The sequence below is a fragment of the Mesorhizobium australafricanum genome, assembly GCF_033977265.1.
GTDB lineage: Bacteria > Pseudomonadota > Alphaproteobacteria > Rhizobiales > Rhizobiaceae > Mesorhizobium > Mesorhizobium australafricanum.
In genome coordinates this window covers 16971-32317 of sequence record NZ_JAVIIT010000004.1, presented here as the reverse complement: position 1 = coordinate 32317, position 15347 = coordinate 16971, and the positions used below count along the sequence as shown (strand labels likewise).

General features: G+C 58.5%; 8 protein-coding genes and 1 riboswitch. Of the genes, 2 read left to right on the top strand and 6 right to left on the bottom strand.

Annotated elements, in window-relative coordinates:
* Window positions 1–95: 95 nt before the first annotated feature.
* Window positions 96–1241: a ceramide glucosyltransferase gene (locus RFM98_RS09415; protein WP_320308614.1), complete on the top strand. Its 1146-nt coding sequence runs from the start codon at window positions 96–98 to the stop codon at window positions 1239–1241.
* Between the two features lie 34 nt (window positions 1242–1275).
* Here the strand turns inward: RFM98_RS09415 and RFM98_RS09410 are convergent, their stop codons facing one another.
* Window positions 1276–2466: an O-succinylhomoserine sulfhydrylase gene (locus RFM98_RS09410; RefSeq protein WP_320308613.1), complete on the bottom strand. Its 1191-nt coding sequence runs from the start codon at window positions 2464–2466 to the stop codon at window positions 1276–1278.
* A gap of 56 nt (window positions 2467–2522) precedes the next feature.
* Window positions 2523–2600, bottom strand: a riboswitch (SAM riboswitch).
* 78 nt (window positions 2601–2678) lie between these two features.
* Between RFM98_RS09410 and RFM98_RS09405 the strand changes: the two genes are divergently transcribed.
* Entirely contained in the window at window positions 2679–3773 is a 1095-nt protein-coding gene (locus tag RFM98_RS09405; RefSeq protein WP_320308612.1) for a 2'-deoxycytidine 5'-triphosphate deaminase, read from the top strand.
* Window positions 3774–4053: 280 nt separating this feature from the next.
* On the opposite strand, the gene avs3b is transcribed toward RFM98_RS09405, so the two are convergent.
* The 5 genes from avs3b to mmsA all read right to left on the bottom strand — a co-directional run bounded on the left by avs3b (window position 4054) and on the right by mmsA (window position 15326).
* Entirely contained in the window at window positions 4054–4737 is a 684-nt protein-coding gene (gene avs3b, locus RFM98_RS09400) for an AVAST type 3 anti-phage protein Avs3b (protein WP_320308611.1), read from the bottom strand.
* Window positions 4738–4750: 13 nt separating this feature from the next.
* Window positions 4751–11041, bottom strand: a complete 6291-nt coding sequence (gene avs3a / locus RFM98_RS09395) for an AVAST type 3 anti-phage nuclease/ATPase Avs3a (protein ID WP_320308610.1) — start codon at window positions 11039–11041, stop codon at window positions 4751–4753.
* 204 nt (window positions 11042–11245) lie between these two features.
* The gene (araD1, locus tag RFM98_RS09390) at window positions 11246–12241 is read right to left on the bottom strand and encodes an AraD1 family protein (RefSeq protein WP_320308609.1); all 996 of its coding nucleotides are present in this window, start codon (window positions 12239–12241) and stop codon (window positions 11246–11248) included.
* A 263-nt stretch (window positions 12242–12504) separates the two neighbouring features.
* Window positions 12505–13797 carry a multiple monosaccharide ABC transporter permease gene (gene mmsB / locus RFM98_RS09385; RefSeq protein ID WP_320308608.1) on the bottom strand — a complete coding sequence of 431 codons (1293 nt, stop codon included), beginning with the start codon at window positions 13795–13797 and terminating at the stop codon, window positions 12505–12507.
* Complete coding sequence (gene mmsA / locus RFM98_RS09380; protein ID WP_320308607.1) at window positions 13794–15326, bottom strand: multiple monosaccharide ABC transporter ATP-binding protein; 1533 nt, start codon at window positions 15324–15326, stop codon at window positions 13794–13796. Before mmsA ends, mmsB begins: the two co-directional genes overlap by 4 nt.
* Window positions 15327–15347: the final 21 nt, after the last annotated feature.

The following is a 15347-nucleotide window of genomic DNA, read 5'->3' as shown; positions in this document are numbered from 1 at the left end:
CAATGTTGGTGTGCACGAACCGTGCCGGGCGACTCGGGCGCTCTGTCGACTGATGAAACGGCCGCATGCGGCCTTTCGGGAGTGACCAGATCTCGATGGAACCGACTATCGCAGCCGCGCTCGCTTCGTCAGCCCTTCTTCTCTGCAATCTCACCAGCATTCTGCTCGCCTCGTCGCGGCTGAAACGGCGGCGTGCCATCGTGCCGCCCGCCGTCGCGCAGCCGCCGGTCTCGATCATCGTGCCGTCGCGCGGCGTCGAGCCGTTCACGCAGGAGACCTTGCAGCGCGCCTTCTCGCTCGACTGGCCACGCTATGAGCTGATCTTCTGCGTTGCCCACGCCGAAGACCCGGTGGTCAAGCTCATCAATGCGGCGATCGCGCGCTACCCGAAGGTTCCGGCGCGGCTTCTGATCGGCGACGACCGCATCAGCGCCAATCCCAAGCTCAACAACTGCGTCAAGGGCTGGCAGGCGGCGCGGCACAATTGGGTGATCCTCGCCGATTCCAACGTGCTGATGCCGACGGACTATGTCCAGCATCTGATGGCGGCATGGCGCCCAGGTACCGGGCTCGTCTGCTCGACGCCGATCGGCTCGCGGCCGGACGGTTTTTGGGCCGAAGTCGAATGCGCCTTCCTCAACACGCTGCAGGCGCGCTGGCAGTATGCCGGCGAAGCGGTTGGCCTCGGCTTTGCCCAGGGCAAGAGCATGCTTTGGAACAAGCCGATGCTCGACGCCAATGGCGGTATTCAGGCGCTTGGCGCCGAGATCGCCGAGGACGCGGCCGCCACCAAGCTGGTCAACAGCATGGGCCTGCGCGTCAACCTCGTCGCCTCGCCCTTCGAGCAGCCGCTCGGCCAGCGCACGCTAGCCGAGATCTGGTCGCGCCAGGCGCGCTGGGCGCGGCTGCGTCGGGTCACATTCCCGCTGTTCTTCGCGCCCGAGATCCTGACGGGCGCCGCGATGCCGCTGCTGCTGGCGCTGATTGCCGCGGCAAGCGCCGGGGTCAGCCTGCCTGGCACGGCCTTGTGCGTGCTGGCTATCGCTTATCTGCCGGAATGCCTGCTGGCCTCGGCCAAGGGCTGGTATCTGTCGCCGCGTAGCGTCACCGCGATGATCGCGCGCGACGCGATGCTGCCCGCCATCTGGGCGCGCGCCTGGTTCGGCGGCGCCGTCGAATGGCGCGGCAACGCCATGACCATCAGCACCAAGGCGATGACCGAACTGGAAGAGCTCGCCTGAAGTCTTATGGTCGCGGCGAGCGCCGCGACAGGTCTTATTTGGCCGCCTTCAGCGCCTGTTCGACGTCGGCCAGCAAATCGTCGGTGTCCTCCAGACCGACGGAGAGCCTGAGCGTACCAGGCCCGATGCCGAGCTCGGCGCGCGCCTCGTCGCTCAGGTTTTTATGCGTCGTCGTCGCCGGATGGGTGATCAGGCTCTTGGCGTCGCCGAGATTGTTGGAGATCAGCACGATGTCCAGCGCGTTCTGCAAGGCGAAGGCCGCCTGCTTGCCGCCCTTGACGTCCAGGCAGATCAGCGTCGAGCCGCCCGACATCTGCTTCTTGACGATATCGGCCTGCGGATGGTCGGCGCGGCCCGGATAGATGACGCGGGCTATCTCCGGCCTGCCGGCCAGGAAATCGGCGATCTTGCCTGCACTTTCGGTCTGCTGGCGCACGCGCAGCGGCAGCGTCTCCAGGCCCTTGAGCAGCGTCCAGGCATTGAAGGGCGACAGGCTCGGGCCGGTGTGGCGGAAATAATCGTGCAGGTTCTCGTCGATCCATTTCTTGTCGGACAGGATGACGCCGCCAAGGCAGCGGCCCTGGCCGTCAATATGCTTGGTCGCCGAATAGACCACGATATGGGCGCCGAGCTGCAGCGGCTTTTGCTGCAGCGGGGTGGCGAAGACATTGTCGACGATCAGCCGGGCGCCGATTGAATTGGCAAGTGCTGCGACTGCCGTGATATCCACCACCTCCAGCGTCGGATTGGTGGGGCTTTCCAGGAAGAACAGCTTGGTGTTCGGCCTTATCGCCTTTTCCCAATTGGCGATGTCGGTGCCGTCGACCAGCGTCGCCTGGATGCCGTAGCGCGGCGCCAGTGTCTCGACCACCCAGCGACAGGAGCCGAACAAAGCGCGCGCCGCGACGACATGATCGCCGGCCTTGACGCTGCAGAGCAATGCGGCCGAGACAGCCGCCATGCCGGAGGCGGTGGCGCGGGCATCCTCGGCCCCTTCCAGCGCGCACATGCGCTTTTCGAACATGTCGACGGTCGGATTGGCGTAGCGCGAATAGATGAAGCCCGGCTCCTCGCCCTTGAAACGGGCCTCCGCGGCCTGCGCCGTCTCATAGACATAGCCTTGGGTGAGGTACATCGCCTCGGAGGTCTCGCCGAAGCCGGAACGCAATGTTCCGCCATGCACGAGTGCCGTCTGAGGTTTCCAGTTGCGCTTCTTGGTGCTCATAGCCCTGCTTCCAGACACAAAAAAACCGGCCGCGAAGTCGCAACCGGTCCATATAGCCTTGCGGCTCGACGGTCCTTTAGCGACTTGTTTAACGTGGCTGCAAGCCGACCGGCCAAATCACCACGGGATAACGACCCTTTAGACCCGCGCCGCGCTTGCGTCAATTGCCGGCTTCATTAAGAGGTTTGTACCAGCAGAGCGGAGTTAAGACTTTGCGGCAGACAGGCATTCTTCCCGACCAGGATATTTCCGCGCTGTTCCAGTCCGGTGCGCTGAAGTCGCCGCGCGCGCTGGATGCCGATCAGATCCAGCCGGCCAGCCTCGACCTCAGGCTCGGCGACAAAGCCTTCCGCGTGCGCGCCTCCTTCCTGCCTGGCCCGGACCACCTGGTCGCCGACAAGCTCGAGCGGCTGAAGCTGCACGAGATCGACCTTACCGGGGGGGCGGTGCTCGAAACGGGCTGCGTCTACATCGTGCCGTTGCTCGAGAGCCTGGCGTTGCCGGCCGAGGTTTCAGCCTCGGCCAACCCGAAGAGCTCGACCGGCCGGCTGGACATCTTCACGCGCGTCATGACTGATCGTGGCCACGAGTTCGACAAGATCGCTGCCGGCTATCATGGTCCGCTCTACCTCGAAGTCAGCCCACGCACCTTCCCGATCGTCGTCCGAGCCGGATCGCGCCTGTCGCAGATACGCTTCCGCACTGGCAACGCGCTGCTGTCCGAAAACGAATTGCGCGACCTTCACCGCGCCGAGATGCTGGTCGCCACCGAGCCGCCCAACATTTCCGGCGGCGGCATCGCGCTCTCGATCGACCTCGATGGCGACAAGGACGGCCTTGTCGGTTACCGCGGCAAGCACCACACCGGCCTCGTCGACGTCGACAAGCGCGCCGCGCAGGATGTCGTCGATTTCTGGGAGCCGATCTACAAGAGCGGCGCCGGCGAGCTGGTCCTCGATCCCGACGAATTCTACATCCTGGTCAGCCGGGAGGCGGTGCACGTGCCGCCGCTCTACGCCGCCGAGATGACGCCGTTCGATCCCTTGGTCGGCGAATTCCGCGTCCACTATGCCGGCTTCTTCGATCCGGGCTTCGGCCACTCCGCCGCCGGCGGCAGCGGCAGCCGCGCGGTGCTCGAAGTGCGCAGCCACGAGGTGCCGTTCATCCTCGACCACGGCCAGATCGTCGGCCGTCTCGTCTACGAGCACATGCTGAAGCGGCCGCAGGCGCTTTACGGTACCGATCTCGGCTCGAACTATCAGGCGCAGGGCCTGAAGCTCTCCAAGCACTTCAGGGCAGCGCGCTGAGCTGTCAATCTCTCCACAAGGGGAGATGCCCGGCAGGGCTGGGCGCGAAAGATAGCGACCTTTGTGTGTGCAGCAGCAAAACGTCCCAAAGCCAAGCTCTAATGCGCCGAGAGGTGGACGCTATCATTTTGGCATTGATCCAGAGCCGATCATCCTCGCCTGCTGATTTCATCATCCAACAGGACGGGATTTGCGGGCTGTCGCAGCAACTTTCGGGGGGGTGATCGTGATTCTCTTGGCAATATGATTGATTGCGATAAATTAGATGCTCTCCAGGATCTTATTCGGAGAAGCTTTCCTGACGAGACTTTCCCTTGGCGAGATCAATTAAATTGAGCTTCGCAGAGAGATGCTTGGACAACATTTCAGCAATATGCGTGAAACCCTCCAATCGCCTAATTCGATTCTCAATCTCTTCCCGCTCATGGTTAGTCGCTGTTTCGCCGTTAGCTAATTCATCCTCGTGCGCGATAATTCGTATGATTGGCAGATAGCCGTCGTCCATCGCTCCCGCCGCCTCTGCGAGACGGACCCATTCCTTCGACTTATCGGCGGCTTCTCGTGCAGAACAAGCTAGACAGTAGCTAATGAGAATTCGTGCTGTGTAATCAAGGCCTTCCGCGATTTCGAGCCAAGTTGAGCTCTCTGATTTCTCGTCCTCCTTCGTAGCAGCCGCACGAGCAGAGCGAAAATACCTCGGCGTTGTATCGTCCGGAGCAAGGCTCTCGATTGTCCTAACGATAGGCTCAAAGCTTTCAAACGGCCGCCTCCCATTTGGCATCGCGTGGCGATGATTCCAAAGTTCGAGAATTGCAGCCGCGCAACGGGAACGCTTTCCCTCTCCTTCGTCGGCGCTGGCTGCCTCGGCGCTGTGCATCAGTTCGACAATGTAGTGCGCCATCCAACGTCCCAGCGTGTCGACGGACTGATCAAGTCCGAGTTCTGCAACAATCTGCTTGCCCAACTTTAGGACATCATCAAACCGTGCAGATGCTGCCATCGGATTTGAGGAGGTAGATTCTTGTATAAGGGGGGAAGTATCCGGGGTCATTTTCCTTGTAGCTTTCATAGTTGGATCGGAGAATGTTTCTCCTAAGGTCAACTTCTATGATCATGTCTTTATCGACCCGTTTGAGAAGTTCTTTCAAATACCCGACATCTGCGACTAAGCGTCTGCCGCGTTCAACGTCATTCTCCTCACCTTTGGTCTGACGTTTACCCCAAATCTCACACCAAATAACGTCTTTATTATTTTCCTTTAGTTTCCATGTCCTGCTCTCACTATCCGAAGTCAGGGGCAAAGCTTCGACAACAAGACTTGAAGGCGTGATTGGTGGGCATTTTATGTCTCCCGACCAAGGATCGAACTCGTCTAGGCCATTTTCTCGAGTTCTATCTACAACCCAGCCCTTCAATTGAAAATTGCCTTGATCAATTTGGAGATCGTCGACAGCGTCTGGGATGCGATAATCATGGGGATTGCTGGCGGTTTGCAGCGCTCGCATAAGGGCGTCCGATTTGTCGCGAGATACGAAGGCACTGCATATTTGAACAGACTCCTCTCGTTTTCCCGACTTGGCGGTCCAGCGGCCCCAGAGGTTCAGTCGATCACGGCCGGCGCCTAAAAGTCTCTCAAAATCAGCAACTTGTACCGACGATGGCCAGTTGTCGCCAGGCTTCTCATTCTTCCACTCTGGCCATTCAAGGGGGTGGGGATCGCGTCGATCGGCTAACCAGTTTCCATCTTTTCGGGAAAGGCGGTGGCCCTCCAGCCAATACTGAAGCTCATCCTCGGCGTCATCCGGGGCTTGGTGTAGGGGATTTGTCCGCAGTAGCTTTCCGGCCACCGTCATCATCCCGTGATAGGCCAGGTAGAACTGAAGGTCGTCTGTTGCCGGAGCGGAACCGTGAGAGTGGGATGTTTCACGATCCGCGAATATCTGTTTGCTCCACCTTTGGTCCCTCCGCCAAACCTCGCGAGAACCTAAACTCCATTCATCCTCAACGACATGAGCTACCTCTTTGGAAATCTCTGCCTGGGATAAAGCAAACAAGCGACCGAGGCTTGAGAACCAATAGGGACCCATGTCAATGCCGAAGTAATATTCCCAGTCTCGAGAAATTTCAGGCGCTTCCTTTTTAGTGCTAATCCGATCGTGGCTATTGCTAAACACAACGGGAAAATTTGATGTGTTTATCGACGAAAGCCTGCTCCGGATTTCGTTGTCTGCACTTACATGCCCGCTATCTATGAGAGTCTGGATCGCCTTCGCGGCAAAATCTTGCATCAATATGTGCGTGCGGCCTTCCAGCGCAGTTGTCCAAAGAAACGCGACGTGCGGCCTGACGCTGTCTGGGCTTTCGCGTGCCGCTCGTGCCAGCGCAATGAGAAGCCATTGAAGCGCATGCAGTCCATAGAAATGGAGGGTACGATCGGCGAACGGCCCCGCCTCTCCAACGTAAGCAAGCTTGATCAACTCTGCCAGAATGTCGGTGCGCTCGAGGAGACACAAACCTCGGACGGCGTGGGCCGCTTGCCAACGGAGTGAACTATTAGGCGCTGCCAAGCCAGCCCATACGTAGCCGGCAATCGCGGCATGTATGTCTGGGGGTGGAGACAGGTCGGGAGACCAAATACCGTCACCATCTTCCGCGCCCAGAAAGTCTTCAAATAAGTTCAGTCCGAATTTAAGCACCTCCAGTGCTTCTTCCTGATTAATCAGCAGCGTCAAGAGCCCAGTCAGCGTGAACAGTCGGCCGGATGCCAGTTCTTCAGTCGTCTCAGCAATGGCTTCAAGAACGATGCCGGCTATGTCGCGCTCCGAAAGGCCGGACAACTCACATGCGGTGCTGAAAGGTAGCACCTCGTAGTTGCGGCTCTTGGTTATCTCCATACAATAGCGTCTGCAAAAGACTTTCAATGTGTCGCCAAGTGCGGACTTAATCGACAACCGCAACTTCCAATCGTCGGATAGCTGATCAAAGAATTTTCTTAACTCGTATAGGTCGAACTCCGGGACTTCGGGGATTGCCCTAACGAACTTGTCTTCCTGACCAACCGTGACTCGATTGCAGGCCTCATGAAAGAAGCGATCGGCATACCAAGGCGGATCGAACGATTTGAACCGTTGATAAGCCGTTGAAATTTCGTTTGGGGAGCTCAGGTCTATATCAGCGAATACCGCTTCCCAATCCCGTTCCGCTCCGTCTGTGCTCGCGCCTTTGGTTGTACGTTCGCCGACATGGTGATCATTCGATTGGCTTGGGCGCTCCTTCTGTTTGGAGAATGCCATTACATCGTCGATCTTTGGGAGCGTTAAGCCATGCGATATGGCGATATCATTCAACTTTCGCCAAGTAGACGCATCGTGTTCGTCGAGCCGCATATAACGGTAAAGATAGCTAGATACTGCGTCCTTCTGTGATTTGGACTTGCAGGCTGCAAGTGCCGAACCCAACAATTGCACCTCGTCCCATTCGGCTCGAAAACCAATCAGCGCCAGCGGTGCCAATGGGTCGAGCCTGCGGTCTTCCACAAGGAACTTAAAGGCTTGTGGCAGCAACCGGCCAGCCCGGCCGAATTTTCTATCCCGCCATCGGCTAAGAATTGTCACGCAAGATGACGGGCATAAGGTTGCAATCGCCCTGATCGTGGCTTCCCAGTCAAAATACTTGTCACGGGCAACGTAGTCGTATGTAAGCTCCGCGCATCGCGCGAGTTTATAGGAAACTTCGGGGGCAGGACCGCTGGGGTCAGCCGCGCGATCAGCTAAGTATAAGATCGACGACCATCGGTCCAGATTCTCGTCGCCGATGTTACTAGCGACCTCGACAGCGTGATTAAAGTAGGCACTCGCTTCGGATTCGCTAACCGCCAAGATCGCTCGCGCTACTTCAACGTATGAGGCAGTCTTTGAGCTAGCGTCCTCTCTTACACCTTTGATCAAATCAAATGACTGCCTGGCATAGGCGAAGGATCTAGCCTGCATCGGCTCATGACGGGCAGCGACCCGCGTAATGTTGTTGTTCGTGGACGTAAAGAGTGGGGTCTTGAGTGACGAAATCCAGCCGTCGAACTCGTCCAATCTTGCTTCTTGTGCACCGCCGGCCAATACCAAGATATCGAACCAAAGCCGGGCGATCTCATCAGACGTTTGAGGCTCCTCTCGATAGCTGCTGCTGCCAGCCTTTGAGGAAGAGGCACGAGTAGCAGCTATGGCAGCGCTCAACTGGTCTTCAGGTATTTGCCTGAGAAAAACGCGAACCCAGAGTTGGTGCCAAGGTAGGACAGCCCCCACGATTTCTTTGAACTCCCGCACATCCCTAGAGTCGTGGTGGGAACCATGCTTCTCTAGCTCTTTCTGCAGTTCCGGATGCGCAAGGTCGTTGAGTTCAAGGATCTTGCCATCCAGCGCGGTCTCAAGCGAATAGGCGCGAAGGAGCGAAAATCTTTGACCTCCAAAGCGAGATGAAAGGCCATGCGGTGGACTATCGGGGAGATAGCGCCTCAATAATGATGCGAACTCCTTGGAGCTGCCCAAAGAAAGTTGGCACCCAGCTTCTACAAGAGGCGTCACGGAGCCAATCAGCCTTTCTTCGCGATCGAAGTCCCCTGTTGGCGACAGCTTGACTCGAGAATTGCCCAGTAGACGCAACGTACGTTCGACCACGTCAGCGGGTGGGTGCCTATGAACGCTCCGCAGTTCTGCCGTGACGGCAAGAACAATGCCCAGATCATTGTCGGCTGCGAACGCCAGCTGGTCCAGGTCGGAATATCGCTTATGATCGACAAGTTTTTTTGCGAGAATTGTTCCCGTCCGAAAAGAAACATCGCAAGGCGTCCACCCGCGAAGGTGGTTTGCAGCGTCACTTGCACCGTGGACGTTTAGGTGAGCAATCGCCATCTCGGCGATGTCGATATCTTCAAGCGTCTCTTTGCGACGATCGTCTTCGCCGAGCCTCCCCCAATTTCTAAGCCATTCGTGAGCCATTCTCAGTCGGCTGCGTGCGTCACCCCGCAACTCAGGCCTCGCTGAGAGCAGCCCGGCTTCATAGGCGTGATGGGAGCCGAGCCAACCGCCCCCGAATGTCCTGCGCGATACCAGTTCTTGGATAAGGCCCACATCCATAAACAACGCAGCCAAATCCGTGTTCTCTTGTATCAGGTCGTCTCGGCGACCTTCGCCAGCCGTTTCGCCTCCGGCCTTCAGCGCAAGCTTTGCTGCGTCGGCATAGCGCTTCGCACGCAGACTGGCCTTGAGCGCAAACTGCAGTCGCTGCAACTCCACGTCGCGTTTTTCAAGGGGACTACCTTCAGGAAGGCCATCTGACGAGAGAGCCAACCCCACTAGCTCTGAAAATTGGCCAGCTTCCAACATCAATTGCGGGAGCGCTGCTGCCACATACGCGATCTTTGAAGCGAGAGGTCTTAAAATTTGAATGAATTCCCCCAGCTTGACCGCCTCCGGCTTGAATCTCCCTCGGAACCAGGTTTCGGCAGGTTCGTCAAAAAACTGGATTGTCTCGCCGGCCACCATAAGGGGGCGTCCAAGGTCAATTGCGAAACTTCTCACGGCCGCTTCTTCGACCCCAGAGATTGACGCTAGGACCTTAATTGGGATGAGTGGCCTAAGGGTAGCGAGTCCGGCACAGATAAGGTCAATCTGTTCACGTTCCGCCCGCCCTACTTTATCTCGAAGTCGGCTGATTGCATCATCCAGCAAATTTGAAATCGTATCTTCGGCGGTAGTTGGATTCGGGCCAAGTGCGCGGAGAAGTTCGTGCAAGGGAGCCACGTTTGAGAGTGCCGTCGCTTGCACCCGAGGATTTTGCGAGCTTAACCGGTGAAACTCATCTATGTCGTGCTCTGTCGCAGCAGGAAATTTCTGTTGGAGCAATGTTGCAGTTTCTGATCGGCTAAACGGGTTCAATTGGCGCTGAAGAGCATCCATTGGAGGATCCAGCAATTCACGTCGATGGGTTCTGCAAGTCACAACAAGCCGCACACCGTCCGGAAAATCTTCCCGCAACAGGTCGCGAACGAAGGATCGTGGTTCGCCTATTTCTTCTGCTGCCATTTGCGCGTTGTCAGCTGCGTCCACAACAATGCACAACAAGGCGTCCGGATGGTTCCCCCTTATTGATGTGATGCTCTGGCTGATTCGGTGTTTGAACGCTTTTAGATATGCAGTCATATCCGCATTCGGAGTGGGGATAAGCGGATGGCAGAGACCCATACCTGAAAGCTCGTTTGCTATTTGTACGAGCGCATCTTTATGGCGATGTCGAAATGCACTTGAACTGCGATATTGTCCATTCCCGAAGCAGTCATACAGAATACACACGGAGCCCTGAGGAAGACCGCACCTTACACGTGTCGAGAAAACGGACTTGCCAACGCCCCCGTCCGCATGAATGAGAACGGGGCCTGACTTGGCGGCGACGATTTCTGCGATTAATGTTGCGTCCTGTTCCCGAGGCACAACATTGTCTGAAACCAATATGAGGCAGGGAGCGGGGAAAAGACTGCTCTCATCGGTCTTGAGCGCCCTCAGCACGTCGATCTTTGTTATCGTCGGATTGTCCGAACTCTCCGAAAGAGCCTTTCGATTTATTAGCTCCTTGAGCTGCACCGGAGCGTCCACGTCGGCATTCGCTACGTAGCCGCTGACGTCTTGTGTTAGTATGTTCCTTTGATCCCAATATGCTGCCTGTTGCTCCCCGAGACGCAGCAATTTGCAGAAGCCGGACAGGGCGTCACCCGCCAATCCGGTGTGTTTTGCGAGCTTGGATAATTCATTTGGGTGACGGGCCTTAATACTGCCCGCTGCGTCGGCGACGGTCTCCAGTATTTCGGAAGAAATCGGTCGGTTTGAAACAAAATGGAACTGTAGAACTTGCTGGCATCTCACGGCGCCAAAAAGCTCGAGTAATTTCTTATAGCGATCCGCAAACCCTTCGAGGGTGTTGTCCAAACCGCTAGCGGTCCACGGTTCATTTGGACGCTGAGTCGAATGTTTGAGCTGATAATACCTAACGGATTCAGCCGTCTCAAAATTCTGGCTGCCGTAATATTCCGCAATATCGATAAGCTCTTCGCCGACGTCGGTCGCCCGCCCTTCATTGCTTTCAGAAGTTGATGCCCCCTCGATTGATAGAGCTACCAACCCGGAGCCCCGTGACAGCATCTGCAGACAACGTCGCGCTGCCCACAAATAATGAAACTGGTCTCCATCCCTGCTGAAACGAACTAAATCACTTTTTCCCATCTACGGATGCTGAATGATTCGTTGCGGAATTATCAAGCACATAAAAGGCAAACGACAAGGCTACCTTGCGTCAGCCCGTCAACCATGTGCGCCTTGGGCATTCCAGATAACTGAAGTAGACAGCCGTCGCGATGAGGCATCAACGAGTGCCCACATTTTTGCGCTATCTCTACCGCTATCCCCGCAGGTGGAGATATCTCGCTCTCACAGCGCCTTCACCGCCACCTTCACCGGCTTTTCGATCTCCAGCGGATTGCGCAGCGGCAGGCCGAAATCCTGCGCCTCGATCTCGAAAGTGTCGCCGGCCTCGGTTCTGATGCCGTCGGCGAAGGACAATGTCGCGGTGCCGAACATATGCACATGCACGTCGCCCGGCTGGCGGAAGGCCGAATATTTGAAATGGTGATGCTCGAGATTGGCGATGGTGTGCGACATGTTCGCTTCGCCCGACAGGAACGGCTTTTCCCAGAGCAGCTTGCCGTCGCGCCAGATGCGCGATGCGCCGCGAATATCGGCGGGCAGGTCGCCGATCAGGATTTCGGGGCCGAACGAGGCGTTGCGCAGCTTGGAATGGGCGAGGAACAGGTAATTCACCCGCTCGGTGACGTGATCGGAGAACTCGTTTGACAGCGTGAAGCCGACGCGGAATGGCGCGCCGTCATCCCCGATCACATAGATGCCGGCGATCTCCGGCTCCTCGCCGCCGTCCTGCGCGAAGGCGGGCGACATCAGGGGCGCGCCGGGCGCCACCGCCATCGTGCCGTTGCCCTTGTAGAACCATTCCGGCTGCACGCCGACCTGGCCCTTGGCGGGCTTGCCGCCTTCGAGACCCATGCGGAACATCTTCATGGAATCGGTGAGCTCCTCCTCGCCGCCCTCGCTGAGTTTCTTGTGCATGGAATCGCGCGTCGCCGCGGAGCCGAGATGCGTGAGGCCGGTGCCGGTGAGGTGCAGATGCGCCGGATCGGGATGATTGATCGGCGAAACCAGCCTGCCTCTCTTGTAGGCGGCATCGAGATCGACCGCCTCGCCATAGCCCTTGCGTTCGATCAGCGCTTCGAGGCCTGTGCCGGTCCGTGCGGCCTCCATCGCCAGCGAATAGACGCTGCGCGCGCCGTTGATGACCCTGGTCTTGCCGCCGCCATTGCGGGCAACGACGCGGATCGTCTCGGCGTCATCGAGGATCTGGGAGATCAGCATGTTTGAATCCTCTCTCATTTCGCCGGGTGCGGCTGCCAACGCGCAAACCTCGACCGGCGCGGCGCGAAGCAATCCGCGCCACGGTTGAAACTCTTCGTCCGGATTGCGCTCGCGAGCCTGGTCCTTGCCTGGACTTCTTGGCGCCGATGGGTTGCCGGCAGCTTCGCGATCTAGAACCCGTATGCCTCCTGAACCTCGCTTGCCGCCTTTAGATTGAGCATGATCCTTTCCGAAAACCGGTTCCTGCTTTTAGGGATCACGCTCTAGGCCTTGTTCTTGTTGTAGACGTCGAAGATGACGGCGCCGAGCAGCACCAGGCCCTTGACCACCTGCTGCCAGTCGACATTGACGCCCATGATCGACATGCCGTTGTTCATCACGCCCATGATGAAGCCGCCGACGACGGCGCCGATCACCTGTCCGACGCCGCCCATTGCCGAGGCGCCGCCGATGAAGACGGCCGCGATGACGTCGAGCTCGCTGCCGAGACCGGCGGCCGGCACGGCCTGGCCGAGGCGCGCCGCGATGATCAGGCCGCCCAGCGCCGACAGCACGCCCATGTTGATGAAGACCAGCAGCGTCAGCCTTTCGGTGTTGATGCCCGAAAGCTGTGCGGCCTTGGCGTTGCCGCCCATCGCATAGATGCGGCGGCCGATGGTCATGCGCTTGGTGACGAAGACGAACAGCGAGATCAGCACGCCCATCACCATAAGCACGACCGGCAGGCCCCTGTAGCTCGCGAACTGGAAGACCAGGAACAGCGCCAACGCGCTGCCCACCAGCGTCTTGACGACGAACATCGGGAAGGGCTCCGCCTCATAACCATGACGCTCGCGCTTGCGCCGCGTCCTGAAGCCGAAATAGGCGTAGGCCAGCACCGCGATCAGGCCCAGCACGACCGTCGTCATGTGCAGCGTCAAGCCGCTGCCGACGATGGTCTTGCCGGCGGCATTGACCGTCGGTGGGATCAATACGAGCGGCCCGATCACGTCCGGAATGAAGCCGGAGCTCAGCGCCTTGAAGCTGTCCGGCAGCGGGCCGACCGAGGAGCCGCCGCCAAGCAGCGCCTGGCAGATGCCGCGAAAGATCAGCATGCCCGCCAGCGTCACGATGAAGCTCGGTATCCGGTGATAGGCGATCCAGTAGCCCTGCGCGGCGCCTATGAGCGCGCCGACGATCAGGCAGACGATCGAGACCACCAGCGGATTCGAGAATATACCGAGCGGCCAGATCACCATCATCATCGCCGCAAGCGCGCCGATGAAGCCGGCGACCGACCCGACGCTGAGGTCGATATAGCCGGAAACGATGACCAGCAGCATGCCCAGCGCCATCACGATGATGAACGAGTTCTGCTGCACCAAATTGCTGAGGTTCACCGGTTTGAACAGCGTTCCCGACGTCGTGTACTGGAAGAACAGCATGATCACGATCAGCGCAATGATCAGGCCGTACTCGCGCAGGTTCGTCGTCAGCGCCGAGACGGCAACGCGCGGTCCCTGCTTGACGTCCTCGGCGACGCCGCTTTGCGGCGCGGGAGCGCTGTCTGTGCTCATGATGCTTTTCCTTCTCCCCGAACGATGGCGCGCATGATTTTTTCCTGGCTGGCGTCGCTTGCCGCCATTTCGCCGACGATACGCCCTTCGTTCATGACATAGATGCGGTCGGAGATGCCGAGCAACTCGGGCATTTCCGACGAGATGACGATGATCGCTTTGCCCTCGGCGGCGAGGCGCGCGATGATCGTATAGATTTCGTACTTGGCGCCGACGTCAATGCCGCGGGTCGGCTCGTCGAGGATCAGAACTTCCGGATCGGCGAACAGCCATTTCGACAGCACCACCTTCTGCTGGTTGCCGCCTGAGAGGTTGCCGGTCAGCTGGTAGACGCTGGAGGCGCGGATGTTGGTCTTCTTGCGATAGTCGTTGGCGACGCTCATCTCGCGCATGTCGTCGATGACGCCGCGGCTGGAAACGCCGCCGAGATTGGCCAGCGTCACATTGTGCTTGATGTGGTCGATGAGGTTGAGGCCGTAGGTCTTGCGATCCTCGGTGACATAGGCGATGCCGCTTGCCACCGCCTTGCTCACGGATGAGAGGTCGATAGGCTTGCCACGCAGCGACACCTCTCCGGTGATATGCCGGCCGTAGGAGCGTCCGAAAAGGCTCATCGCGAATTCGGTTCGGCCGGCGCCCATCAGCCCGGCGATGCCGACCACCTCGCCCTTGCGCACATTGAGGTTGATGTTCTTGATCACCTGCCGCTCGGCATGGATCGGGTGGTAGACCGACCAGTTCTTCACCTCGAAGATGACGTCGCCGATCTTCGGCTCGCGCGGCGGATAGCGGTCGTCGAGCGAGCGGCCGACCATCGAGGTGATGATGCGGTCTTCCGAGATGTCCTTCCTCGGCAAGGTCTCGATGGTGCGCCCGTCGCGGATCACCGTCACCTTGTCGGCGACGCGGTTCACCTCGTTGAGCTTGTGCGAGATCAGGATCGAGGTCATGCCCTGGCGCTTGAACTCGAGCAGAAGGTCGAGCAGCGCCTGGCTGTCCTTTTCGGAGAGCGAGGCGGTCGGCTCGTCGAGGATCAGAAGCTTCACTTCCTTGCTGAGCGCCTTGGCGATCTCGACCAGCTGCTGCTTGCCGACGCCGATATTGGTGATCAGCGTCTTGGGGTCTTCCTTGAGACCAACCTTTTGCAGCAGGGCGCCGGTGCGCTTCTCGTTCGCATTCCAGTCGATGACGCCATAGGTGGCATGCTCGTTGCCGAGAAAGATGTTTTCCGCGATCGACAGCATCGGCACCAGGGCAAGCTCCTGGTGGATGATGACGATGCCGATATGCTCGCTGTCGTGAATGCCTTTGAAATTGCATTCCTGGCCGCGAAAGACGATCTGGCCATCATAGGTGCCGGATGGATAGACGCCCGACAGCACCTTCATCAGTGTCGACTTGCCGGCGCCGTTCTCGCCGACGACGGCATGGATCTCACCTTCCTCGACGCTGAGATTGACGTTCGACAACGCCTTCACGCCGGGAAACGTCTTGGTGATGTCGCGCATCTCCAAAATCGTCGAGGCCATGAGGTTCTGCTCCCTGGCGCA

What these genes read in the sequence shown, in the direction of transcription:
- RFM98_RS09415 (WP_320308614.1), top strand. Translation starts at nt 96, where the DNA reads ATGGAACCGACTATCGCAGCCGCGCTCGCTTCGTCAGCCCTTCTTCTC.
- RFM98_RS09410 (WP_320308613.1), bottom strand. Translation starts at nt 2,466, where the DNA reads ATGAGCACCAAGAAGCGCAACTGGAAACCTCAGACGGCACTCGTGCAT.
- avs3a (WP_320308610.1), bottom strand. Translation starts at nt 11,041, where the DNA reads ATGGGAAAAAGTGATTTAGTTCGTTTCAGCAGGGATGGAGACCAGTTT.
- araD1 (WP_320308609.1), bottom strand. Translation starts at nt 12,241, where the DNA reads ATGCTGATCTCCCAGATCCTCGATGACGCCGAGACGATCCGCGTCGTT.
- mmsB (WP_320308608.1), bottom strand. Translation starts at nt 13,797, where the DNA reads ATGAGCACAGACAGCGCTCCCGCGCCGCAAAGCGGCGTCGCCGAGGAC.
- mmsA (WP_320308607.1), bottom strand. Translation starts at nt 15,326, where the DNA reads ATGGCCTCGACGATTTTGGAGATGCGCGACATCACCAAGACGTTTCCC.